Origin of the sequence: Streptomyces sp. AM6-12 (assembly GCF_044327085.1) — a bacterium.
Classification (GTDB): Bacteria; Actinomycetota; Actinomycetes; order Streptomycetales; family Streptomycetaceae; genus Streptomyces.
The window spans coordinates 3,962,956-3,985,690 of record NZ_JBIQWN010000001.1 but is presented as its reverse complement, the minus strand read 5'-3'; the positions used below and the strand labels follow the sequence as shown (position 1 = coordinate 3,985,690).

The following is a 22,735-nucleotide window of genomic DNA, read 5'->3' as shown; positions in this document are numbered from 1 at the left end:
GCACCCGCGCTTTCGGACCCGTACGACCTTGTACGACCCCGCCCGGACCGCCACGGAATCCGTCGCTTCCGCGACGCGGGCCCCCTGGGAGCCGCCCCCCGCTATCCCGCACGTCATGTCGCCGTAACCATCGATTCAGACGGGCTTGCGACGCTCGGCCAATGAAACCCGTCGTGCCAGAGCCTTCGCCGCCCCCCGAGGGGCCCGCGGGGAACGGGACCGTGACGCTCCCGCCCGCACGTTCCGACGCGCCCGTCGCACCGGTCGCGCGGAAGAATGGGTTCATGAGTCAGCAAGACGCCCAGGCAGAGGTTCAGCACCCGCAGCCCCCGGTGGGCTCCATCGCGGCGCGCCGGCCGCACACCGTGACCTCCGCGGTCTCCGACCTGGAACCCGACATCGACGCGGACCTCGACGCGTACGAGGACTCCCGGGCCGACGGCGCCCCGCTGCCCCAGGGCCGGTTCCTCGACCGGGAGCGCAGCTGGCTCGCCTTCAACGAGCGCGTCCTCGAACTGGCCGAGGACCCGAACACGCCCCTGCTGGAGCGGGCCAACTTCCTCGCGATCTTCGCCAGCAACCTGGACGAGTTCTTCATGGTCCGGGTCGCCGGACTCAAGCGCCGCATCGCCACCGGCGTGGCCACCCGCTCGGCCTCCGGGCTCCAGCCGCGCGAGGTCCTGGAGATGATCTGGGCCCGCTCGCGCGAGCTGATGGCCCGGCACGCCGCCTGCTACCACGAGGACGTCGCCCCCGCGCTCGCGGAGGAGGGCATCCACCTGGTGCGCTGGAGCGAGCTGACGGACAAGGAGCAGGCCCGCCTGTTCACGCTGTTCCGGCACCAGATCTTCCCGGTGCTCACCCCGCTGGCCGTCGACCCCGCGCACCCCTTCCCGTACATCTCCGGTCTCTCCCTGAACCTGGCCGTCGTCGTACGCAACCCGGTCAGCGGCCACAAGCACTTCGCGCGCGTGAAGGTGCCGCCGCTGCTCTCCCGCTTCCTGGAGTCCAGCCCCGGCCGGTACGTCCCCGTCGAGGACGTCATCGCCGCGCACCTGGAGGAACTGTTCCCGGGCATGGAGGTGCTGGAGCACCACGCCTTCCGGCTCACCCGCAACGAGGACCTGGAGGTCGAGGAGGACGACGCGGAGAACCTCCTCCAGGCCCTGGAGAAGGAACTCATGCGGCGCCGCTTCGGGCCGCCGGTGCGCCTGGAGGTCGAGGAGTCCATCGACCGCGAGGTGCTCGACCTGCTGGTGCGCGAGCTGAAGATCTCCGAGGCCGAGGTCTACCCGCTGCCCGGCCCGCTCGACCTGACGGGACTGTTCCGCATCCACGGTCTCGACCGGTCCGAGCTGAAGTACCGCAAGTTCGTCGCGGGCACCCACCGCGACCTGGCCGAGGTCGAGTCGGCCTCCCCGCCCGACATCTTCGCCGCGCTGCGCCAGCGGGACGTGCTGCTGCACCACCCGTACGACAGCTTCTCCACCTCCGTGCAGGCCTTCCTCCAGCAGGCCGCCGACGACCCGGACGTCCTCGCGATCAAGCAGACCCTGTACCGCACCTCGGGGGACTCCCCGATCGTGGACGCGCTGATAGACGCCGCCGAGTCCGGCAAGCAGGTCCTGGTGCTGGTGGAGATCAAGGCCCGCTTCGACGAGCACGCCAACATCAAGTGGGCGAAGAAGCTGGAGGAGGCCGGCTGTCACGTCGTCTACGGGCTGGTCGGCCTGAAGACGCACTGCAAGCTGTCGCTGGTGGTCCGCCAGGAGGGCGAGACGCTGCGCCGCTACAGCCACGTCGGCACCGGCAACTACCACCCGAAGACCGCCCGGCTGTACGAGGACCTCGGCCTGCTCACCGCGGACCCGCAGGTCGGCGCGGACCTCTCCGACCTGTTCAACCGGCTCTCCGGCTACTCCCGCCGGGAGACCTACCGCCGGCTGCTGGTCGCCCCCAAGTCGCTGCGGGACGGCCTGATATCGCGGATCACCAAGGAGATCCAGCACCATCGCGCGGGCCGCCCGGCGTTCATCCGCATCAAGGTCAACTCGATGGTCGACGAGGCCGTCATCGACGCCCTCTACCGGGCCGCCCAGGCGGGCGTGCCGGTGGACGTCTGGGTCCGCGGCATCTGCGCGATCCGGCCCGGTGTGCCGGGGCTCTCGGAGAACATCCGGGTCCGCTCGATCCTCGGCCGCTTCCTGGAGCACTCCCGTGTGTTCGCCTTCGGCAACGGCGGCGAGCCCGAGGTGTGGATCGGCAGCGCCGACATGATGCACCGCAACCTCGACCGGCGGATCGAGGCCCTGGTGCGGGTCGTGGACCCCGGCCACCGCGCGGCCATCAACCGGCTGCTGGACACCGGCATGTCCGACTCCACCGCGTCCTGGCACCTCGGCCCGGACGGCGAGTGGACGCGGCACGCGGTGGACGCGGACGGCCAGCCCCTGCGCAACATCCAGGAGATGCTCATAGACGCCCGGAGGCGCCGGCGTGGCACAGCGACACCTTGACCCGACGGACCCCACGGCCGAGGTGGTGACCGGGGACGCCCTCGCGGGCTATCTGCGCAACCAGGCGACGGAGTTCCTGCGCGCCCTGCGGCTGCACCGGGAGACCGGGGGCGCCACGTGCTCCGGCGAGGAATCCGCCGACGCGGTCCGCGCGCTGCGCCGCTCGGCCCGGCGGATCAGCGGCAGCCTGCACACCTACCGGCCGCTGCTCGACCCCGCCTGGTCGGAGTCGATGCGTCCCGAACTGGCGTGGCTGTCGGGCACGCTGGCCCTGGAGCACGCGTACGAGGCCCGGCTGGAGCGGCTGTTGCAGGCGCTGCACCGGCTGTCGGGGGCGGCGGCCTTCCCCGAGCAGGTGGCGGTGTCCGGGGGCCCCGCGACCGCTCCGCCGGAGCGCGGCAATCTGACGGTGGGCGCGGCGAAGGCGGGCGCCCTGCTCGACCGCCAGCTCACCCTCGCCCGGACCCGCGCCCACTCCACCGCCCTCCAGGCGCTCGGCTCCAGCCGCTTCCACGCCGTCGCCGACAAGGTCGCCGTGCTCGCCAGCGAGGTCCCGCTCGCCCCGGCCGCCGCCACCACCGACCTGCGCCCGCTGGCCGGGGCCGCGCGGGAGCGGCTCACCGATGCCATCGCCGCGCTGCCGCTGCTCACCGCGGGCCACCCGTACAACGCGGAGGCCCTGATCCACGGCCTGTCCCCGGACCCGTCCCCGCACCCCCAGGACGGCCCCTGGCACCAGGTACGACTGCTGCTGCGCCTGCACCGCTACGCCCGCGAGGTGCTGGACCCCGGCACCCCCGTGGACGTCCGCCTGCTGACGGCGGGGCAGGCCCTGAACCGGCACCGCGACGCCTCCGAGGCGGCCGCCGCCGCGGCCCAGGCCGCCCGCACCCCCCGTATCGCCCCCGCCACGGCCTACGCCCTGGGCGTCCTGCACGCGGACCAGCGGCACGAGGTGGAGGCGGCCCGGTTCGCCTTCCAGCGGGCCTGGCAGCGGGAGGCGGTGGAGACGGTATGACCGGGACCCCCGTACGGGCCGCGGGCTGCGTCCTGTGGCGCCGCTCGCCCGCCGGTGACATCGAACTGGCCCTGGTCTACCGCCCCAAGTGGTCCGACTGGTCCTGGCCCAAGGGCAAGCTGAAGCGGGACGAGACGCCGCGGGCGGCGGCACTGCGCGAGGTCGAGGAGGAGACCGGCCACACCTGCCGGCTCGGCGCGCCCCTGCCGACCGCCCGCTACACCGACCACGCGGGCCGCCCGAAGGAGGTCACCTACTGGGCCGCCGAGTCCACGGGCGGCGCCTTCACCCCCAACGCCGAAGTCACCGAACTCCTCTGGCTCCCCCCGACCGAGGCCCGCGCCCGCCTGACCCACCCCCACGACAGGGACCTGATCCCCCCGGCCCTGACTGCCATCGCGACGACTCCGCGCTAGCGGCCGTGCCGTACGCCCGCTAGCGGCCGTCCTCGTGCTCGGTCGCGTCCGTTCTCGCCTGGCTGCGCGCCCTGCGGGCCGGGCCACGCCAGCCGCAGGTGCAGCGGGCCACGCAGAAGCGGCCCTGTTCGGTCGTCGTCGTCAGATGGTCCGGGTCCCGCGTGTCCTGCTCCGCCACGCCGCCCACCGTACCGAGATGCCAAGGGCAGAGCGTGACGGCGGTCCCCTACTCGTCGTTAACCGGAGGACAGGGGGCCGTAACGGACGTACCGGCTGGGGGAAGGCAGGGCGATGGAACGGCGGCAGTACAGACGGCGCGCGGGCAGGACGGCCGGCGCGCTGGGCCTCGCGCTCGCGCTGGGCGCGGGCGTAGGCGGCTGCTCGGACCTCGGGCTCCCCGCCGAGGACGTCAGCAGCGGCGCGGGCGATCCGATCACCCTGCTGACCGGCGCGGCCGGCGCCCTGACCGGCGCGGGCAGCTCCAAGGCCGGCACCGCCATGGAGATGGCCACGGGCGGCACCCGCGTCACCATCCGCGGCACCGGGGTCTACGACTACGTCCACCGGCTCGGCCGGCTGACCGTCGTGCTCCCGGAGGACCCGGTGGGCGCCGCCGAGCACCAGCCGCTCACCGAACTCCTCGCACCCGGCGCCCTGTTCATGAAGAACCGGGGGGCGGGGGTGCCCGCCGACAAGTGGGTGCGGGTGGAGACGGCCACGCTTTCCGACGGCAATCTGGTCACCGGCGGCGTCACCGACCCGTACACCGCGGCCGAGGTGCTGCGCGGCACCCGGCGGGCGAGCTACGTCGGCCGCACCGAGGTCGGCGGCATTCCGGTACGGCACTACCGGGGCACCGCGGACCTCGCCCGCGCCGCCCGGTACGCGCCCGCGGACGTCCGCAGCTCCCTGGCCGCGGCGGCAAAAGGGTTCGCCACGGCCCAGGTGCCCTTCGACGCCTACCTGGACGACCAGGGCCGGCTGCGCAAGCTGCGCCAGCGCTTCAGCTTCGTCAACGGCCGCCGACGCACCCCCGTCGCCGTCACCTCGACCATCCTGCTGTTCGACTTCGGCGCCCCCGCCGTCGTCGCGCTGCCCCGCGAGCGGGACATCTACGCCGGCCGGATCGCGGAGGACTCGGGCGCCGACGGTGCCTGAATCCGGCCACTCCCGGTGCCGCACTAGTCCCTTGACGCCACCTCGGAAGTAGCCCGTCCGTGCCATGCGCGGTAGGTAAACCGCCTCCTACCCTAGGAGTTCGGTGACGTCAGAGAAGAGGTGAGGCGGGTGGCGGCGGCCGGCGGTACGGCGGTTCAGGACCATGTGGCCCTCGCCGAGATCGAGTTGTGCGGCGAGCTGATCATCGCGGCCTCGGCCGCCGAGGACCGGCTCAGCATGGAGTGCATCGACGAGGTGCTGAGAGTGGAACGGCGGGAACGGGACGGCTGAGCGCCCGCGCGGTCCTCAGGTGCGCAGCAGCCGGCCGATCGCCTTCGTCGCCTCGTCCACCTTCGCGTCGATCTCGTCCCCGCCCTTGAGCGCGGCGTCCGCCACGCAGTGCCGCAGGTGCTCCTCCAGCAGCTGGAGCGCGAAGGACTGGAGCGCCTTGGTGGAGGCCGAGACCTGGGTGAGTATGTCGATGCAGTAGGTGTCCTCGTCCACCATCCGCTGGAGCCCCCGGATCTGCCCCTCGATCCGGCGCAGCCGCTTGAGGTGCTCGTCCTTCTGCTTGTGGTAACCGTGCGTGGCGTGCTCGGCGCGGTCCGTCTGCCCGGAGGCTGCCGTGGCGCCGGCCTCGGTGGTCGTCATAGCGGGCCTCCATCTCGGGACGGGTGTTCTCGGTCACACACCGGGGGACATATCACCCGGCATACCCCTACTGGGTATATGGTACCGAATTTTGCTGGGTATGGGGGGCCTTGGTACGCCCCCGTGATGATCGCTCTGCCCGATGGGCGACACTGGAGGGCGGCCCGATAGCCGTGGCCGGATGATGCGCCTAGCATCAGCCTGACCGAAACCGAAGCACCCCGAGGACCCCACGTGCGCTTTCGTCTGACCCCCAGGGAGACGAGCTTCTACGACATGTTCGCCGCTTCCGCGGACAACATCGTCACCGGCTCGAAACTCCTGATGGAACTGCTCGGGGCGGACTCCTCCGCCCGGGCCGAGATCGCAGAGCGTATGCGGGCAGCGGAACACGCAGGTGACGACGCCACGCACGCGATCTTCCACCAGCTGAACTCCTCGTTCATCACGCCGTTCGACCGCGAGGACATCTACGCCCTCGCCGGTTCCCTGGACGACATCATGGACTTCATGGAGGAGGCCGTCGACCTCGTCGTCCTCTACAACGTCGAGGAGCTGCCCAAGGGCGTCGAGCAGCAGATCGAGGTGCTGGCCCGCGCGGCCGAGCTGACCGCGGAGGCGATGCCGAACCTCCGCACCATGGACAACCTCACCGAGTACTGGATCGAGGTCAACCGGCTGGAGAACCAGGCCGACCAGATCCACCGCAAGCTGCTGGCGCACCTCTTCAACGGCAAGTACGACGCGATCGAGGTGCTGAAGCTCAAGCAGATCGTGGACGTGCTGGAAGAGGCGGCGGACGCGTTCGAGCACGTGGCGAACACGGTGGAGACCATCGCCGTCAAGGAGTCCTGAGGCGTCGATGGACACCCTGGCTCTGATCGTGACCGTAGCGGTCGCGCTCCTGTTCACGTACACCAACGGCTTCCACGACTCGGCGAACGCGATCGCCACCTCGGTCTCCACGCGGGCGCTGACCCCGCGGGCGGCGCTGGCGATGGCCGCCGTGATGAACCTCGCCGGCGCGTTCCTCGGCTCCGGCGTCGCCAAGACGGTCAGCGAGGGGCTGATCGAGACGCCGTCGGGCGGCACGGGGATGGGCATCCTCTTCGCCGCGCTGCTCGGCGCGATCGCCTGGAACCTGGTCACCTGGTACTTCGGCCTGCCCTCGTCCTCCTCGCACGCGCTGTTCGGCGGCCTGGTGGGGGCGGCGCTCGCGGGCGGTACGGCGGTCCACTGGGACGGCGTGGTCGACAAGATCATCGTGCCGATGTTCCTGTCGCCGGTCGTCGGTCTGGTCGTCGGCTACCTCGTGATGCTGCTGATCATGTGGCTGTTCCGCCGCTCCAACCCGCACAAGGCCAAGCGGGGCTTCCGCATCGCGCAGACGGTCTCCGCGGCGGGCATGGCGCTCGGCCACGGTCTCCAGGACGCCCAGAAGACGATGGGTGTCGTGGTGATGGCCCTGGTCATCGCCGGGCACGCGACCTACAACGACCCGATCCCGGTCTGGGTGAAGCTGGTCTCGGCGATGATGCTGTCGCTCGGCACGTACGCGGGCGGCTGGCGCATCATGCGGACGCTCGGGCGGAAGATCATCGAGCTGGACCCGCCGCAGGGGTTCGCCGCGGAGGCGACCGGCGCGTCGATCATGTTCGGTACGGCGTACCTCTTCAAGGCGCCGATCTCCACGACCCACGTCATCACCTCGGCCATCATGGGCGTCGGCGCGACGAAGCGGGTGAACGCGGTCCGCTGGGGCGTGGCCAAGAACATCGTCCTGGGCTGGTTCATCACGATGCCGGCGGCCGCACTGGTCGCGGCGCTGGCCTTCGGCGTGGTGAAGCTGGTGGCGCTGTAACTCTCGGTTCCCCGCCGCCGGGCGGGGAACGCAGTGGGCCCGCCCCCGGAAGCCGGGGGCGGGCCCTTCTGCATCCTCGTGGTGGCACCGCCATGCAGCACCGCGAGGAAATCGGGACGGACTAGCCGAAGCGGCCGGAGATGTAGTCCTCCGTCGCCTGCACGGACGGGTTGGAGAAGATCCGCTCCGTGTCGTCGATCTCGATCAGCCGGCCCGGCTGGCCGACCGCCGCGAGGTTGAAGAAGGCCGTGCGGTCGGAGACGCGCGCCGCCTGCTGCATGTTGTGCGTGACGATGACGATCGTGAACCGTTCCTTCAACTCACCGATCAGGTCCTCGATCGCGAGCGTGGAGATCGGGTCGAGCGCGGAGCACGGCTCGTCCATGAGCAGCACCTTCGGCTCGACCGCGATCGCGCGGGCGATGCACAGCCGCTGCTGCTGGCCGCCGGAGAGCCCGGCGCCCGGCTTGTTCAGGCGGTCCTTGACCTCGTTCCAGAGGTTCGCGCCCTTGAGCGACTTCTCGACGATGTCGTTCAGCTCGCTCTTGCGGTAGTTGCCGTTGAGCCGCAGACCGGCGGCCACATTGTCGAAGATCGACATCGTGGGGAACGGGTTCGGGCGCTGGAAGACCATGCCCACCTCGCGCCGCACCGACACCGGGTCGACCCCGTTGCCGTACAGGTCCTCGTCGTCGAGCAGCACCTTGCCCTCGACCCGGCCGCCCGGCGTGACCTCGTGCATGCGGTTCAGGGTGCGCAGGAACGTCGACTTGCCGCAGCCGGAGGGGCCGATGAACGCCGTCACCGAGCGCGGCTCGACGGTCATCGAGATGTCCTCGATCGCCTTGTGGGAGCCGTAGTACGCGGTCAGTCCGCTTACGTCGATTCGCTTGGCCATGACTACTTCACTACTTCCGTCAGTCGCTGTGGGGCCGCGTCAGCGACCGATCTTGGGAGCCTTCCAGCGGGCGATGCCGCGGGCCGCCAGGTTGAGGATCATCACGAAGGCGATGAGCGTGAGCGAGGCCGCCCAGGCGCGGTCGTACGCCGCCGTGGAACCCGAGCTCTGCGAGTACTGCTGGTAGATGTACAGCGGCAGCGCCTGCTGGGCACCCGAGAACGGGTTGTTGTTGATGAAGGAGTTGCCCCACACCAGCAGCAGGACCGGCGCCGTCTCACCCGCGATACGGGCGATGGCCAGCATGATGCCCGTGGTGATGCCGCCGATGGAGGTCGGCAGGACCACCTTGAGGATGGTGCGCCACTTGGGCACACCCAGCGCCAGGGACGCCTCGCGCAGCTCGTTCGGGACGAGCTTGAGCATCTCCTCCGTGGAGCGGACCACGACCGGCATCATCAGGATGGCCAGCGCCAGCGAGCCGGCGAAGCCGAAGGGCTGCATGTCCGCCATCAGCATCAGGCTGAGGATGAACAGACCCGCGACGATCGACGGGATGCCGGTCATGACGTCGACGAAGAAGGTGACCGCGCGGGCGAGACCGCCCCGGCCGTACTCCACCAGGTAGATCGCGGTGAGCACACCGACCGGCGCGCCGATCAGGGTGGCGAGGCCGACCTGCTCCAGGCTGCCGATGATCGCGTGGTAGATGCCGCCGCCCGGCTCGGAGTCGGCGACGACGCCCATGGAGTGCGTCAGGAAGTAGGGGTCGAGGACCTTCACACCGCGCTTGACGGTGGTCCAGATCAGCGAGACCAGCGGGACCACGGCGAGCAGGAACGCGACCCACACCAGCGAGGTGGCGATGCGGTCCTTGGCCTGGCGGCGGCCCTCCACCGCGGAGGCGATGACGTAGGTGCCGAGGATGAACAGCAGCGCGGCGATCAGGCCCCACTGGATGTGGCTGGTCAGGCCGGCGCCCGCGCCGATGCCCACCGCGACCACGATCGAGCCACCGGCGATCGCCCACGGCGACCACTTCGGCAGGCTGGCGCTGCGCAGCGATCCGCCGCGCTTGTCGGTGACGGCTGCGGTGCTCATGCGTTGGCCCCCGAGTACTCCTTGCGGCGGGCGATGATCGCGCGGGCCGCGCCGTTGACCAGCAGGGTGATGACGAACAGGACCAGGCCGGAGGCGATCAGCGCGTCCCGGCCGTCCTGGGTCGCCTCGCCGAACTTGCTGGCGATGTTCTGGGCGAAGGTGCCGCCGCCCGGGTCGAGCAGGCTGGTCTGGATGTCGAAGGTCGGGGAGAGGACCGTGGCGACGGCCATCGTCTCGCCGAGCGCGCGGCCGAGGCCGAGCATCGAGGCGGAGATCACGCCGGAGCGCCCGAAGGGCAGCACCGACATGCGGATGACCTCCCAGCGGGTGGCGCCGAGGGCCAGCGCGGCCTCCTCGTGCATCCGCGGGACCTGCCGGAAGACCTCGCGGCTCACGTTGGTGATGATCGGCAGGATCATGATCGCGAGCAGGATGCCCACGGTGAGCATCGAGCGGGGCGCGCCGCCCTGCCAGGAGAAGATCCCGGTCCAGCCGAGGTACTCGTTGAGCCAGCCGAACAGGCCGTTCAGGTGCGGTACGAGGATCAGGGCGCCCCACAGGCCGTACACGATGGACGGCACCGCGGCGAGCAGGTCGATCACGTAGGCGACCGGGCCGCTCATCCTGCGGGGGGCGTAGTGGGTGAGGAACAGCGCGATGGCGACCGCGACGGGCACGGCCAGCACCATGGCGATGACCGAGGAGACCACCGTGCCGAAGGCGAGCACCGCGATGCCGAACGACGGCGGCATCAGGTTGGTGTTCCACTCGAAGGTGGTCAGGAAGTTGCCGTGGTCCTTGCTGATCGCGAGGGACGCGCGGTAGGTGAGGAAGACCGCGATCGCGGCCATGATCACCAGGAGCAGGATGCCGGAGCCGCGGGACAGGCCGAGGAAGACGCGGTCACCGGCGCGGGTGGCGCTGCGGTTCGCGGTCTTCTCCGGGCGGGTGGCCGGCCGGGATGCGGGGGGTGGTGCGTCGGTTGTCTTCGTTATGTCCATCGGGTTCTCCGGTCTGCGGAGCCGCTCGCCCCGGTGGGGGCGCGTGGCTCGTGGCGGCGGTGCACCGGACGGTGCGGCCCGGCCCGCGGGGAGGCCGTGGGACCGGGCCGCACTCTCGGATCAGGTCAGCTCAGGCCCGCGATGGTGGAGCGGACCTTGCTGATGATCGCGTCGGGCATCGGCGCGTAGTCGATGCCGCTGAGCAGCTTCTGGCCGTCCTCGGACGCCATGTAGGTGAGGAACGCCTTGACGGTGGGCAGCGTGTCGGCCTTGTTGCCCTTGTCGCAGGCGATCTCGTACGTCACCAGGGTGATCGGGTAGGCGCCGTCGGCCTTGGTGTTGTAGTTCAGCTGGAGCGACAGGTCGCTGCCGGTGCCGATGACCTTGGCGTCGGCGATGGCCTTGGTGGCGCTCTCGGTGCTGGGGGCGACCGGCTGGGCGGCACCGGTGTTGATGCTCACGGCCTTGATGCCGTCACCGACGTACGACAGCTCGAAGTAGCCGATGGCGCCGTTGGTCTGCTTGACCTGCTGGGCGACGCCGGAGGACTGCGCGGCGGACTGGCCGCCCTTGGCCTGCCAGGTCTTGCCGCCCGAGTACTTCCAGTTCTCCGGGGTGGCGGCCTTCAGGTACTTGGTGAAGTTGTCCGTGGTGCCGGAGTCGTCCGAGCGGTGGAAGGCCTGGATCTTCAGGTCGGGAAGCTTCGCCGAGGGGTTCAGCTTCTTGATCGCGGCGTCGTTCCAGTTGGTGATCTTGCCGTCGAAGATCTTGGCGAGCGTCGGGGCGTCCAGGACCAGGTTGTCCACGCCGTTGAGGTTGTAGCCGATGGCGATCGGGCCGCCGACCATCGGGAGGTCGATGCCCTGGCCGCCGGAGCAGACCTTCTTGGAGGCGGCGACCTCTTCGGGCTTGAGCGCCGAGTCGGAGCCCGCCCACGGGATCTGGCCCTGGGTGAAGGAGGTCACGCCCGCGCCGGAGCCGCCGGCCTTGTAGTTGATCTGCACGCCGCAAGCCTGCGAGAAGTTCTTGACCCAGGCGTCGATCGCGTTCTTCTGCGCGGAAGAACCGTCCGAGAGCAGCTGGCCCTTGGCGCCGTCGCACTTGATGGAAGAGGCGTTGGAGGCCGATGCGCCACCCGAGGGCTTGGAACCGCCGCCGTTGTCGTCGGAGCCGCACGCCGTCAGGGCCAGGGCGCCGGAGACGGCGAGAGCACCGAGGGTCACGGCGCGCAGCCGGTTCTTGCGCTGAAGCTTCACGTTCGGGAGTTCCTTCCAGGAGCCGCCGCGGTCGGCGGCGTGCGAAGTCGTGGGTGCGGGGAGCGCATCCGAACCGCACTCCGCACCGGGTAAGGCCGAAATTAGGCAGATCAGGTGAAGCCGCCGAAGGCCATACGTGAACGACGGGTGAACCCCTGCCGTCGGCCCGGTGAGGTCACGGAATGCTCACGGGGAGGGCACGCGCCGGTTCCGGCGAGCGGGGCGGACGCACACATTTGCGATGTCCGGCACCCGTACGGGGGAACCCTTGTGTACACAGCGTCGTCTCGTCTCCCGGAGGCCACTCGGGCCGCGGAAAGGCGACGGACACATGGAACGGCGTACGTTCATCTCGGGCGGCGCGGCCGCGCTGGCGACGACGGCACTGACCGCGTGCGGTACGGGCGGGGGCCACTCCGCGGCGGACCGGACACCTGCCTCGGGCGGGTCCGGGGCTTCCTCGGCGTCGCTCACGGCGATGAAGACCACCGGCGCGAGCAGCGTGGCCGGCGCGGGCGGCGCCGCCGACTGGGCCGCCCTCGGCCGTGACCTCGACGGCTCCCTGGTGCGGCCCGGCGACGCCCAGTGGAAGACCGCGCACCAGCTGTACAACACCCGCTTCGACGGCCTGAAGCCCGCCGCGGTCGCCTACGTCGCGCACGCCGCCGACATCCGCACCGTCCTGTCGTACGCGAGAAGCCGGCACATACGGGTGGCGATACGCAACGGCGGCCACTCCTACGCCGGGTACTCCTCCGGCGACGGCCGGCTGATCGTCGACGTCTCGCGGCTCAACCGGATACGGGTCAGCGGCAGCGAGGCGGTGGTCGGCGCCGGTGCGAAGCTGATCGACGTCTACCGGGGGCTGGCCGCGAAGGGCGTGACCATACCGGCGGGCTCCTGCCCCACGGTCGGCGTCTCCGGCCTGGTGCTCGGCGGCGGCCACGGGGTCGTCTCCCGCGCGTACGGGCTGACCTGCGACAGCCTCACCCAGGCGACCCTGGTCACCGCCGACGGCAAGCAGCTGACCGCGGACGCCACCCAGCACTCCGACCTCTTCTGGGCGCTGCGCGGCGCGGGCAACGGCAACTTCGGCGTCGTCACCGAGCTGCGCTTCCGCACCCACCCGGCGCCGCAGGCGGTCACCGCGTATCTGTCCTGGCCGTGGTCGAAGGCGGCGGCGGTGCTCAAGGCGTGGCAGGAGTGGGGGCCGACGCAGCCGGACGAGATCTGGTCCTCCCTGCACCTGGCGTGCGTGCCGGGCCGGACGCCGACGATCTCCGTCTCCTGCTTCTCCATCGGCACCTACGGCGAGCTGAAGAACGCGGTGGACCGCCTCGCCCACCAGGCCGGCGCCAACGCCACCTCCGTCTCCCTGCACCGGCGGGGCTACGAGGAGGCGATGGAGATCTACGCCGGGTGCTCCTCCTTCTCCGCGCAGGCCCAGTGCCATCTGCCGGGCAGCACGCCGGGCCGCTCGGAGAAGGGGGCGCTCGGGCGGGAGACGTACGCGGCCCGCTCCGACTTCTTCGACCGGTCCCTGTCCGCGGCCGGCATCCAGACGGTGCTGCGGCAGATCGCGGGGGTGCGGGGCGGCGGGGGCAGCATCGCGTTCACGGCGCTGGGCGGGGCGGTGAACCGGGTGGCGCCGACGGCGACGGCGTTCGTGCACCGGCGCTCGCGGATGCTGGCGCAGTACATCGCGTCCTGGTCCGCGGGGGCGTCCGGGAGCACGGCGCAGTCGTGGCTGACCTCGGCGCATCGCGCGATGGCACCGTACGCCTCCGGCGCGGCGTACCAGAACTACACGGACCCGACGCTGACGGACTGGCGGAAGGCGTACTACGGGGACGCGGCGGCGCGGCTGGCCAAGGTGAAGCAGCAGTACGACCCGTCGAGGTTCTTCTCGTACGCGCAGGGGGTGTAGGGGCGGGACCGGGGGATCGGCGGGTCCGGGGCATCGGCTGAGCGGCGTTCCCGGCCGCGGGAGCGCCGTGGCCGGTTACGCCGCCAGGTCCCGTTCCTCCGAGTCCATCGGCTCGACCGGTCGGCGGGCGCCCGGTACCAGCGGTACGTCCACGGGCGTCCGGCGGCGCACCAGCCAGGACACCCTGGGGGTCCGCTCCACCGCCTTCATCAGCGGGGTGAGCAGGGCGGAGGCCGGCGGGGCCAGCAGCAGGGTCACCGCGGTGCCGAGGGCGAAGCCGCCGATCACGTCCGTCGGGTAGTGCACGCCCATGTAGACCCGGCAGAACCCCTCCAGCAGGGCCAGTCCGATCCCGGCGATGCCGAACCTGCGGTTGGCGACGAACAGCCCCACGCCGAGCGCCATCGTCAAGGTCGCGTGATCGCTGACGAAGGAGAAGTCGGTCTTGCCGGAGACGAGGACATCGAGCCCCTGATGGTCCACGAAGGGCCGCGGCCGGGACACGAATCCCCGGATCGGGATGTTCACCAGCACCGCGATCCCGGCGGCGAGCGGCGCCCACACCAGCGCGGCCACGGACGTCGCCGCGTCCGCTCCGCCCCGGCGGCGCACGGACCACCAGCACCACACCACGAGCAGCACCATCGCGAGCAGCAGGCCGTACTCACCCACGAACTCCATGACCCGGTCGAACCAGTGCGGCGCACTGCCGGCCAGACCGTTGATGTCGTAAAGCAGTTCGACGTCGGGGTTCGATCCGGATTCGGCGAGTACAGCCATGGTGCTGCGGCCCCTTCGTCGTCTTCCCGGACGCACCTCGTGTGCGTCGCACCGACCCCCGTCAACAGGAACGCACGGTCACCACCAATGCGTTCCACTCTCCACCGAAAGATCACGTAGACGTTATCGAAGAGAGACTCATCATCGCAGCTCAGGGGGTAGGTTCACGCGCGGTTTACACCGTCGTGGGGAGCGCTTTTGCGCCATCTTCGGTCACCCGAGTGGCACCGAAATAATCCGCTCCGTCGATCGGATCGAACCGGATCACCGCCCCCGTGCGCGGCGCGTCGATCATGTACCCGCCGCCGACGTAGATACCCACGTGGTGGATGGCCCGCGAGTCGTTGGGGTCGTGGGAGAAGAACACCAGGTCGCCGGGGAGCAGCTGGCTGCGCGAGGGATGCGGGCCCGCGTTGTACTGGTCGTTCGCCACGCGCGGCAGCTTGATCCCGACGCTCGCGTACGCCGCCTGCGTCAGCCCCGAGCAGTCGAAGCGCCCGCCCTGCGCCGCCGTGCCCTCGCCGCCCCACAGATACGGCGTACCGAGCTTCTGCTGCGCGAAGTTGATCGCGCCGGCCGCCTGCCGGGTGGGGTCGAGCCGGCTGGGCGGCGCGGCGAAGCTCTCCGCGAGGCTGTTGATGCGCCGCACGTAGTTCTGCGTCTCGCTGATGCCCGGCACCCCGCCGGCCTGGATGACCCGGTACGCCCCGGCGTTGTACGCGGCGAGCATGTTGTCGGAGACGTTGCCCGGAACGTCCTTGACGTACTTGGCGAGTTCGCAGTCGTACGACGCCGCCGACGGAATCGCGTCGTTCGGGTCCCAGATGTCGCGCTTGCCGTCGCCGTTGCCGTCGATGCCGTGGGTCGCCCAGGTGCTCGGGATGAACTGCGCGATGCCCTTGGCGTCGGCCGGGCTCACCACGGTGGGGTTCCAGCCGCTCTCCTGGTACAGCTGCGCGGCGAGCAGCGCCGGGGTCAGTGCGGGACACAGGTTCCCCCACTTCTGCACCAGTTGCCGGTACGCCGCCGGTACCGCCCCCTTGGCCAGCGCCCGCCCGCCCGCGGTCAGGCCCCCCACGAGATTCCCGGCGACCAGGTACACCGCGACCACGAGCACCATGACGAAGCTCAGGCCGCCCGCCACGACGGCACCACCGACGATCCACGCCTTACGCACCGTCAACCGCCCCTCACCGTCGGCCAGTCCGCCGAGTGCAGTGTAGGAGCCGCGGCGGCCGAGCACGAGAACGCCCGTCCGAACACCGGAAGTTGCTCGACCCCGTCACCGCGGCGAGGGGCGTCAGTCCGCCGTCGTCGCGTCCTGGTACAGCTCCGCCGCCTGCGCGCCCAGCACCACGCTGTACGACACGTCGTCCGTGGAGCCACCCTCCTCGTGGCCGCCGAGGATGCCGACGACCTGGTGGTCTCCGTTGATCCAGGGGCTGCCACTGGTACCGCCGGTGAAGGCGGGGCAGTAGATGCGCTGCTGGGTGGCGCTCTGACGGCGGGGCTTGTTGGTGCAGCGGATGGGCAGTTCGCGGGAGTCGGGGTAGCCGGTGACCGTCACCGCGGTCGCGCCGGTCGTCGCACCGGTGACGAAGCGGTTGCCGCCGACCGTCTGTTCGATGGTGCGCCCGTCGAGATCGGCCACGGTGACGAGGGCGACGTCGCTGTCCTCGTCCTGGTCCCGTGTCCAGCCGTCGGGCAGGAAGCGCCGGGTCACCCGCCACACCCCGTACGGCGCCTGCCCGTTGCGGTAGCCCGGTATGAAGACCAGGTCCCGGTCCTGGGCGCTCACACAGTGCGCGGCGGTGGCGAGGAGGTCGCCCCGCGGGCTGTGCACCACCGAGGCCGTGCAGAAGTGTTTGCCGGCCGGCCGGGCCGCTCCGTCCGCGTCGAACAGCGCGCCGATCCGGGCCTCGCGCACGGACCCGACCGCGTCCGCGGTGACCCCGAAGGGTCCCGGCCCATCGTCGGCGGACGCCACGGACGCCGAGGTCAGGGCGAGCATCACCACGGCCCCGAGCAACGCGGGACGCGAGGTGACCGAGATGCGTGAGATGCGCTTCATCAGCCCTCACTCTGTCTCACGAAGGTGAGAAACCCGCTCCGACTTCGCTGAGAATTCCCGCAGAAACCTCCCGATGGCCGGTGCGGGCACCACGCTACTGTCCCCCCGCCGCAGCCGCCTCCCCACCGCTCCCCCCGTGTCAGAACGTCGTCGTCATCCCGCCGTCCACCGCGATGGTCTGCCCGGTGATGAAGGAGGCCGCGTCGCTCGCCAGGAAGACGACGATCCCGGCGATCTCCTCCGGCCGGCCCCAGCGCCCCAGCGCGGTACGGGTGCGCAGCCAGCGCTGCCAGTCGGGGTCCGCCACCAGTCCGGCGTTGACCTCGGTGGCGAAGGTGCCCGGCGCGACCGAGTTGACGGTCGTACCGCTCGGTCCGAGGTCCGCCGCGAGCGCGCGGGTCAGACCGTCCAGGCCCGCCTTCGCGGTGGCGTAGCCGACATCACCCGTACGGCCCAACTGCCCCACCACCGAGGAGACATTGACGATGCGGCCCGGCACCCCGCGGGCGGCCAGCGACCTGGCCACCGCCTGGCTCAGCGCGTACGCCGAGGTCAGGTCCGCGTCGAGCAGCGCGTTCAGATCCCCGGGTGTCATCTCCGCCACGCCCCGCCGGTCCTGGTGGCCCACGTTGTTGACCAGGATGTCGAGGTCGCCCAGCTCCTCGGCCGCCGCCCGGGCGGCCGCCCGGTCCGTGACGTCGAAGGCGGCGGTGGTGACGTCGTACCCGTCCGCTTCCCGCAGCCGCCCGGCCGCCGCGGCGAGGGCCGCCGGGTCACGGCCGTTGAGGACCACCCGCGCGCCCGCCCCGGCCAGGCCGCGCGCCATCTCCAGGCCCAGGCCGCGCGCCGACCCGGTCACGAGGGCCGTACGGCCGTCGAGCCGGAAGGACACGGGGCCGCCGCCGGGCGCGGGGCCGCCGCCGTTCGCCGGGCCGGCGCTGCTGCCGCCCGTCTCTGCCGAGGTCATGGGGGTCGGTCTCGGTCCGTGGTGCGTGCTGACGATTCCCGGAAGGTCCCGGGACATCCCTTACCCGCACCGTATCCCGTCCCCTACGGCTTTCCCCTCCCGATCACCCGGCCCCCGCTCCCCTCACCCCTTCCCGGCCGCCTTCCACTCCACCCCCGTCAGCTCCTCCGACAGGGTCCACAGCCGCCGCGCCGCCTCCGGGTCGCTCGCCGCCGCGCTGCGGGCGACCAGGGTCGGCGCGCCGCGGAACTCGCCGAGCCCGTCGGGGCCGGCGTAGGACGCGCCGGGGATGTCCTCGGTGGCCGCGAACAGCGTGGGCAGGGCGCCGGCCCGGTCGCTCTGGGCCACGACCCGGTCGGCGACCGCCATGGCGGCACGCATCAGGGGGTTCGCGTGGTGGCTCGTGAGGTTGGTGGCCGCGTAGCCGGGGTGGGCGGCGAGTGCCAGCACGCCGGAGCCGGACTCGGTCAGGCGGCGCTGGAGTTCCAGGGTGAACAGCAGGTTCGCCAGCTTGGACTGGCCGTAGGCGCGCATCGGGCTGTAGCGGCCGCGCAGGTTCACGTCCTCGAAGTGGATGCGCTGATCGCCCCAGCGGTGCGCGCTGGAGGCCAGCGTCACCACGCGGTCCGTGACGTACGGCAGCAGCAGGTTCGTCAGCGCGAAGTGCCCGAGGTGGTTGGTGCCGAACTGCATCTCGAAGCCCTGCGCGGTGCGCTGCTCCGGCAGCATCATCACGCCCGCGTTGTTGATCAGCACGTCCAGCGGGCGGTCCCAGCCGGCGGCGAAGGCGCGCACCGAGTCCAGGTCGGCGAGGTCGAGGCGGCGCACCTCGGTGCTGCCGGCCACCCGCGCCGCGGCGGCGCCACCCCGCGCGACGTCGCGCACGGCGAACACCACATGCGCCCCGGCCCGCGCCAGCGCCTCGGCCGTCGCCAGGCCGAGGCCGCTGTTGGCACCGGTGATCACGACCGTACGACCGGTCTGGTCGGGGATGCGGTGCACGTTCCACTTGCGCGCCGAGCGCGCGCCGGTCGTCTCAGCCATGGTCTCAATGTAGGCAGCGACTACAAATGCCGCCGAGCGCACCCTCGACACCGGCGTCAGCCACACAGGATGGCGTCCGCGGTGGAAATCCCGGACGGGTCGGTGGCCCGGCGCCGGGCCGGCACTTCAAGGACAAGCAGGCCCTGCTCGACGCCCTGGCGATGGAGGGGTACGAGCGGCTGGAGCGCGTCCTCACGGAGGCGTACGACGCGGGTCCGGACTTCGGGCGGCGCATGGTGACGATCGCCCGCGCCTACCTCGGCTTCGCCGTCGAGCATCCCGAGCTGCTGGAGCTGATGTTCACACGCAAGCACCGCCCCGACAGCTCGCCCAGCTCGTCGCGGCGGTCGACCGCACCTTCGGCTCGCTCCCCCGGCTGTTCGCGGACGCCCAGGCGAGCGGCGAGATCGTCGCGGGCGACCCCGAGCGCATCGCGCTGGCCGCCGCCGCCAATCTGCACGGTCTGGCCGCCCTCATCGCCAGCTGCGCACTGGACGCGGACGAGGCCATGGCCGGCCTGGACGAACACGTCCATCTGCTGCTGTACGGGCTCAAGCCCCGCTGAACAGCGCCCACTTGGTCAATTCACGCTCCGCGTACCCCACTTGACCTGCTCAGTCGGTCATCTCCCCGCCATCGCCCCGTCATTGATCAGTAAGCCGGACACCCCATTTGGGTAACGCGGAAGTCAGTATTCCGAAAGCCCCTTGTTGTCGCGTACTCAACAAGCGAAGGTCATCGCGGGCCGCCGCCCCCATCGGCGAACACGCCGCTGGACCCCCACCGCAGGCCTCTGCCCCACCACCTCCAGGAGGCTGTACCTTGCGTACGCACAGCACCCCCCACATATCCGGCAGATGGCGCCGCGCCGGTTCCGCCGCCGCTGCCGCCACCGCGCTCGCCCTCGCCGGCCTCGGTGCCGCCGCCCAGGCGAACGCGGCCACTCCCCACCAGGTCAGCGCCCGGACGATCGCCACCCAGGTCGCCAAGGCCCATGTGCGGACCACGCACGCCTGTGCCGCGACCCCGAAGAAGGGCTACGCCTCCTGTGACGCCCTGCGCGTGACCGGTGGCACCACCGCCTTCATGGAGAAGCAGGCCGCCGCCAAGGGCGTCGCGCCCGCGACGATCAAGCCCGACGCCTCCTCCGGCACCCCGACCGGCTACGGCCCCTCGGACCTCCAGTCGGCCTACGGCCTGGCCTCCGCCGCCGCGTCCAAGGGCGCCGGCGAGACCGTCGCCATCGTGGACGCCTACGACGACCCGAACGCCGCGGCCGACCTCGCGACGTACCGCTCGTACTACGGCCTGCCCGCCTGCACCACGGCCAACGGCTGCTTCAAGAAGGTCAGCCAGACCGGCTCGACCACCTCGCTGCCGACCGCCGACAGCGGCTGGGCCGGCGAGATCTCGCTCGACCTCGACATGGTCAGCGCGGCCTGCCCGAACTGCAACATCCTGCTGGTCGAGGCGAAGTCCGCGTCGATGACCAACCTCGGCACCGCGGTCAACGAGGCCGTGAAGCTGGGCGCGAAGTACGTCTCCAACAGCTACGGCGGCTCGGAGTCCTCCTCCGACACCAGCTACGACTCGTCGTACTACAAGCACGCGGGCGTCGTCATCACGGCGAGCGCGGGTGACGAGGGCTACGGCGCCGAGTACCCGGCCGGCTCCCAGTACGTGACCGCCGTCGGCGGCACCGCGCTCAAGAAGGCCTCCAACGCCCGCGGCTGGAGCGAGAGCGTCTGGAACACCTCCAGCACCGAGGGCACCGGCTCCGGCTGCTCCGCCTACGATGCCAAGCCGAGCTGGCAGACCGACACCGGCTGCGCCAAGCGCATGATCGCGGACGTCTCCGCCGTGGCCGACCCGGCCACCGGTGTCTCCGTCTACGACAGCTACGGCGCCGACGGCACCGGCTGGAACACCTACGGCGGCACCAGCGCCAGCTCCCCGCTCATCGCCTCGGTCTACGCCCTGGCGGGCACCCCGAGCAGCGGCAGCTACCCGGCGAAGTTCCCGTACGCCAAGGCCGGCACCTCCGCGCTGAACGACGTCACCAGCGGCAGCAACGGCTCCTGCTCCACCAGCTACTTCTGCACCGCCCGGTCCGGCTACGACGGTCCGACCGGCCTGGGCACCCCCGAGGGCGTCTCGGCCTTCACCGGCTGAGCAGGCGTCCCGAGGACGCGATCACCCCGTCGGGTCACGGGGGCGCCGCCGGTCCAGAGGGGGACGTGGGGTCCCCTCGGCGGCAGGGCAAGAAGGAGGGCGGATCACGGCAGCCGGCCGTGACCCGCCCTCCGGCCGTTTCCGGTGGCGCCTTTTCCGGCCGTCGTTCCTGTGAGTCGGGTCAAGGCGGCGGCAACGTTCGGTAAGGCGGAAGCCAGGATTCCCACGGAACGGCCACGGACTCTTGTTGTCGCGTACTCAACAAGTCATCGTCTTCGTCGTACCGCCGCACGCACCAGCAACGCCCCGGTTCCCTCCCCATATCCGGAACACCTGGAGGCTGCACTCATGCGTACGTCCCCCACCGCCGAACCCACGGCCGCCGCCCGCCGGCGCCGCCTCGGCACCGCCTTCGCGGCCGCCGCCGCGCTGGCCCTCGCCGGTTTCGGCACCGCCGTCCAGGCCGACGCCGCCACCGCCGCACCGGCCAAGGCGTCCTGGGCCAAGACCCCCTGCGCGACCCCCAAGCACCAGGGCGAACTCGCCTGCGACTCGCTGCGGGTGACCGGCGGACTCACCGCCTTCCAGCAGCAGGCCGCCGACGGCATCACCCCCAAGGCCACGACGCCCTCCGGCTACGGCCCCTCCGACCTCCAGTCGGCCTACGGCCTCACCTCCGCCGCCGCGTCCAAGGGCGCCGGCGAGACCATCGCGATCGTGGACGCCTACAACGACCCGAACGCCGAGGCCGACCTCGCCAAGTACCGCTCGTACTACGGCCTGCCCGCCTGCACCAAGGCCAGCGGCTGCTTCAAGCAGGTCAGCCAGACCGGCTCCACCACCTCCCTGCCCACCAGCGACTCCGGCTGGTCCGAGGAGATATCCCTCGACCTCGACATGGCCTCCGCGATCTGCCCGAACTGCAACATCCTGCTGGTCGAGGCCAAGTCGGCGACCATGGCCAACCTCGGCACCGCCGTCAACGAAGCGGTGTCGCTGGGCGCCAAGTACGTCTCCAACAGCTACGGCGGCTCGGAGTCCTCCTCCGACACCAGCTACGACTCCTCGTACTTCAAGCACCCGGGCGTCGCCATCACCGTCTCCGCGGGCGACGAGGGCTACGGCGCCGAGTACCCGGCCGCCTCCCAGTACGTGACCGCCGTCGGCGGCACCGCGCTCACCAAGTCCTCCACCACCCGCGGCTGGTCGGAGTCGGTCTGGAACACCTCCAGCACCGAGGGCACCGGATCCGGCTGCTCCGCCTACGACCCCAAGCCGTCCTGGCAGACCGACACCGGCTGCGCCAAGCGCACCGTCGCGGACGTCTCCGCCGTGGCCGACCCCGCGACCGGCGTCTCGGTGTACGACTCCTACGGCGTCACCGCCGGCTTCTACACCTTCGGCGGCACCAGTGCCAGCTCCCCGATCATCGCCGCCGTCTACGCCCTGGCCGGCACCCCGAGCAGCGGCAGCTACCCGGCCAAGTTCCCGTACGCCAAGGCCGGCACCTCCGCGCTGAACGACGTCACCAGCGGCAGCAACGGCTCGTGCGGCGGCAGCTACCTGTGCACCGCCCGTTCGGGTTACGACGGCCCGACCGGCGTCGGCACCCCCGAGGGGGTCTCGGCCTTCACCGGCTGACCGCTCGTCAACCCACCCGCTCACAGGCCCCGGTGGCATCCGCCGCCGGGGCCCTCGGCCGTCCTCCGCCGCCCGCGCGTGAGACCATCGAAACGGCCTCTCACCCGACCGGCCGTCAGGAACCGGGCGGGGGCGTAAAGGAGGTCAACGACGGAACCACATGGCAGGTTCCGGTCGGATCTCGTTGCCCGCGGTGACCTGCCGTGATACACAGAGTGACCATACGAGGTATTCGTACGAAACCCAGCCGTCAATGA

22 protein-coding genes are annotated in these 22,735 nt (G+C 71.2%); 10 read left to right on the top strand and 12 right to left on the bottom strand.

The window, feature by feature from the left end; all coding sequences use genetic code 11:
* The first annotated feature begins 161 nt into the window (after positions 1-161).
* The 3 genes from ACE4Q9_RS18000 to ACE4Q9_RS17990 are packed head-to-tail and all read left to right on the top strand — an operon-like array spanning position 162 to position 3,950.
* Positions 162-2,516, top strand: a complete 2,355-nt coding sequence (locus ACE4Q9_RS18000; RefSeq protein ID WP_397985234.1) for an RNA degradosome polyphosphate kinase — start codon at positions 162-164, stop codon at positions 2,514-2,516.
* A complete protein-coding gene (locus tag ACE4Q9_RS17995) occupies positions 2,497-3,534 on the top strand; it encodes a CHAD domain-containing protein (protein WP_397985233.1) in 1,038 nt (345 codons plus the stop codon). The genes ACE4Q9_RS18000 and ACE4Q9_RS17995 overlap by 20 nt, the downstream gene beginning before the upstream one ends.
* Positions 3,531-3,950 (top strand): NUDIX hydrolase, encoded by a 420-nt coding sequence (locus ACE4Q9_RS17990; RefSeq protein WP_397985232.1) that lies wholly within the window; start codon positions 3,531-3,533, stop codon positions 3,948-3,950. Before ACE4Q9_RS17995 ends, ACE4Q9_RS17990 begins: the two co-directional genes overlap by 4 nt.
* Before the next feature lie 19 nt (positions 3,951-3,969).
* On the opposite strand, the gene ACE4Q9_RS17985 is transcribed toward ACE4Q9_RS17990, so the two are convergent.
* Entirely contained in the window at positions 3,970-4,128 is a 159-nt protein-coding gene (locus ACE4Q9_RS17985) for a hypothetical protein (protein ID WP_397985231.1), read from the bottom strand.
* Positions 4,129-4,241: 113 nt separating this feature from the next.
* Here ACE4Q9_RS17985 and ACE4Q9_RS17980 point away from each other — a divergent pair, with 113 nt between their 5' ends.
* The gene (locus ACE4Q9_RS17980) at positions 4,242-5,108 is read left to right on the top strand and encodes a hypothetical protein (RefSeq protein WP_397985230.1); all 867 of its coding nucleotides are present in this window, start codon (positions 4,242-4,244) and stop codon (positions 5,106-5,108) included.
* A gap of 129 nt (positions 5,109-5,237) precedes the next feature.
* A complete protein-coding gene (locus tag ACE4Q9_RS17975) occupies positions 5,238-5,399 on the top strand; it encodes a hypothetical protein (protein WP_397987355.1) in 162 nt (53 codons plus the stop codon).
* Positions 5,400-5,414: 15 nt separating this feature from the next.
* Here ACE4Q9_RS17975 and ACE4Q9_RS17970 read toward each other — a convergent pair whose 3' ends face one another.
* Positions 5,415-5,759 carry a metal-sensitive transcriptional regulator gene (locus tag ACE4Q9_RS17970; RefSeq protein ID WP_397985229.1) on the bottom strand — a complete coding sequence of 115 codons (345 nt, stop codon included), beginning with the start codon at positions 5,757-5,759 and terminating at the stop codon, positions 5,415-5,417.
* A gap of 234 nt (positions 5,760-5,993) precedes the next feature.
* Between ACE4Q9_RS17970 and ACE4Q9_RS17965 the strand changes: the two genes are divergently transcribed.
* A complete protein-coding gene (locus ACE4Q9_RS17965; protein ID WP_015493282.1) occupies positions 5,994-6,614 on the top strand; it encodes a DUF47 domain-containing protein in 621 nt (206 codons plus the stop codon).
* 7 nt (positions 6,615-6,621) lie between these two features.
* The gene (locus ACE4Q9_RS17960) at positions 6,622-7,620 is read left to right on the top strand and encodes an anion permease (protein WP_397985228.1); all 999 of its coding nucleotides are present in this window, start codon (positions 6,622-6,624) and stop codon (positions 7,618-7,620) included.
* 121 nt (positions 7,621-7,741) lie between these two features.
* On the opposite strand, the gene pstB is transcribed toward ACE4Q9_RS17960, so the two are convergent.
* From pstB to pstS, 4 genes are all read right to left on the bottom strand, one after another.
* Entirely contained in the window at positions 7,742-8,518 is a 777-nt protein-coding gene (gene pstB / locus ACE4Q9_RS17955) for a phosphate ABC transporter ATP-binding protein PstB (protein WP_397985227.1), read from the bottom strand.
* 39 nt (positions 8,519-8,557) lie between these two features.
* Positions 8,558-9,619, bottom strand: coding sequence for a phosphate ABC transporter permease PstA (pstA, locus tag ACE4Q9_RS17950; RefSeq protein WP_397985226.1), 1,062 nt, complete (start codon positions 9,617-9,619; stop codon positions 8,558-8,560).
* Positions 9,616-10,620 carry a phosphate ABC transporter permease subunit PstC gene (pstC, locus tag ACE4Q9_RS17945; protein ID WP_397985225.1) on the bottom strand — a complete coding sequence of 335 codons (1,005 nt, stop codon included), beginning with the start codon at positions 10,618-10,620 and terminating at the stop codon, positions 9,616-9,618. The genes pstA and pstC overlap by 4 nt, the downstream gene beginning before the upstream one ends.
* A 125-nt stretch (positions 10,621-10,745) precedes the next feature.
* Complete coding sequence (pstS, locus tag ACE4Q9_RS17940) at positions 10,746-11,876, bottom strand: phosphate ABC transporter substrate-binding protein PstS (RefSeq protein ID WP_397985224.1); 1,131 nt, start codon at positions 11,874-11,876, stop codon at positions 10,746-10,748.
* 331 nt (positions 11,877-12,207) lie between these two features.
* Between pstS and ACE4Q9_RS17935 the strand changes: the two genes are divergently transcribed.
* Positions 12,208-13,803, top strand: a complete 1,596-nt coding sequence (locus tag ACE4Q9_RS17935) for an FAD-binding oxidoreductase (protein ID WP_397985223.1) — start codon at positions 12,208-12,210, stop codon at positions 13,801-13,803.
* 75 nt (positions 13,804-13,878) lie between these two features.
* On the opposite strand, the gene ACE4Q9_RS17930 is transcribed toward ACE4Q9_RS17935, so the two are convergent.
* From ACE4Q9_RS17930 to ACE4Q9_RS17905, 6 genes are all read right to left on the bottom strand, one after another.
* Positions 13,879-14,583, bottom strand: a complete 705-nt coding sequence (locus tag ACE4Q9_RS17930; RefSeq protein ID WP_397985222.1) for a phosphatase PAP2 family protein — start codon at positions 14,581-14,583, stop codon at positions 13,879-13,881.
* A 175-nt stretch (positions 14,584-14,758) separates the two neighbouring features.
* Positions 14,759-15,766: an NlpC/P60 family protein gene (locus tag ACE4Q9_RS17925; RefSeq protein ID WP_397985221.1), complete on the bottom strand. Its 1,008-nt coding sequence runs from the start codon at positions 15,764-15,766 to the stop codon at positions 14,759-14,761.
* Between the two features lie 117 nt (positions 15,767-15,883).
* Entirely contained in the window at positions 15,884-16,654 is a 771-nt protein-coding gene (locus tag ACE4Q9_RS17920) for a trypsin-like serine peptidase (protein WP_397985220.1), read from the bottom strand.
* A 139-nt stretch (positions 16,655-16,793) separates the two neighbouring features.
* Positions 16,794-17,621, bottom strand: coding sequence for an SDR family oxidoreductase (locus tag ACE4Q9_RS17915; protein WP_397985219.1), 828 nt, complete (start codon positions 17,619-17,621; stop codon positions 16,794-16,796).
* A 123-nt stretch (positions 17,622-17,744) separates the two neighbouring features.
* Complete coding sequence (locus ACE4Q9_RS17910; RefSeq protein ID WP_397985218.1) at positions 17,745-18,665, bottom strand: oxidoreductase; 921 nt, start codon at positions 18,663-18,665, stop codon at positions 17,745-17,747.
* A gap of 253 nt (positions 18,666-18,918) precedes the next feature.
* A complete protein-coding gene (locus tag ACE4Q9_RS17905) occupies positions 18,919-19,200 on the bottom strand; it encodes a hypothetical protein (protein ID WP_397985217.1) in 282 nt (93 codons plus the stop codon).
* A gap of 287 nt (positions 19,201-19,487) precedes the next feature.
* Here ACE4Q9_RS17905 and ACE4Q9_RS17900 point away from each other — a divergent pair, with 287 nt between their 5' ends.
* Both ACE4Q9_RS17900 and ACE4Q9_RS17895 read left to right on the top strand, forming a co-directional pair.
* On the top strand, positions 19,488-20,837 hold the full coding sequence (locus ACE4Q9_RS17900; RefSeq protein WP_397985216.1) for a peptidase S8: 1,350 nt from the start codon (positions 19,488-19,490) through the stop codon (positions 20,835-20,837).
* Positions 20,838-21,185: 348 nt separating this feature from the next.
* Positions 21,186-22,478 carry a peptidase S8 gene (locus tag ACE4Q9_RS17895; protein ID WP_397985215.1) on the top strand — a complete coding sequence of 431 codons (1,293 nt, stop codon included), beginning with the start codon at positions 21,186-21,188 and terminating at the stop codon, positions 22,476-22,478.
* Positions 22,479-22,735 lie beyond the last annotated feature (257 nt).